This window comes from Gluconobacter thailandicus F149-1 = NBRC 100600 (assembly GCF_000964465.1).
GTDB lineage: Bacteria > Pseudomonadota > Alphaproteobacteria > Acetobacterales > Acetobacteraceae > Gluconobacter > Gluconobacter thailandicus.
Map to the genome: position 1 here is coordinate 1 of NZ_BANH01000031.1, position 687 is coordinate 687.

A 687-nucleotide genomic window follows, 5' to 3' on the forward strand; every position below is an offset into this window, starting at 1 on the left:
TAAGCACTGTTGCGGAAAAGTCCTGTCCCAGCAAGTTGGGTTCAATGGCATGACTGTGAGCGCCGTTGGTCGTTACCTTGAAGCGTTGTGTCCTGACAACACGAATGTCGTTCTCCCGCATCAGCCGTCCCAAACGGCGCTGTTCGGCAGAAAAGCCACGAGCTCTGAGTTCCTCTGTCATGCAGGGACGTCCGTAGCTTCCTTCGCCTGTTCTGCGCGTGAATGGTGCAGATATGGACCATCAGAGTATCATCCTGCCTTCTGCGGGCACAGACCGGACAACGTCGCCAGACTCTCAAACCTCGGTTGCTGACACCAAATAGCCGACAGACCCGTTCACGGGAAAGCGGAGTGATATCGCGCAATGAACGCAAACCTCATAACCTGTGGCTCGCGAAGAACTGTGTCGCCTCTTTTAGCAGTTCCCTCTCCTCCTGAAGCAGAAGGTTCTCACGACGTAATCTCTCATTCTCACGCAATAACGCCGTATGATCCGTTGCGTCAGTGACCACAGTGTCATGCTTCTGCCCATCGCGGATCCATGTCTTCAATGTTGAAGACCCAATACCCAGATCCTGAGCAATGCACTCTCGCGAAAGACCACTGCTCAGAGCTAAACACACCGCCTCGTCTCTGAACTCAGCCTTGTAAACTCGTCCCATTCCACGTCTCCTTTACAACCACTTT

Annotated in this window: 1 protein-coding gene and 1 pseudogene; both read right to left on the reverse strand. The window is 53.3% G+C overall.

Features of this window, described 5'->3' with window-relative positions; translation table 11 throughout:
* A pseudogene (locus tag B7444_RS10225) lies at window positions 1-181 on the reverse strand (IS3-like element IS1133 family transposase); the annotation flags it as partial.
* Window positions 182-377: 196 nt separating this feature from the next.
* Complete coding sequence (locus tag B7444_RS10230) at window positions 378-662, reverse strand: transposase (RefSeq protein ID WP_035730853.1); 285 nt, start codon at window positions 660-662, stop codon at window positions 378-380.
* Window positions 663-687: the final 25 nt, after the last annotated feature.

Excerpts from the sequence above, each read along its gene's own strand:
- B7444_RS10230 (WP_035730853.1), bottom strand. The coding sequence starts at position 662 with ATGGGACGAGTTTACAAGGCTGAGTTCAGAGACGAGGCGGTGTGTTTA.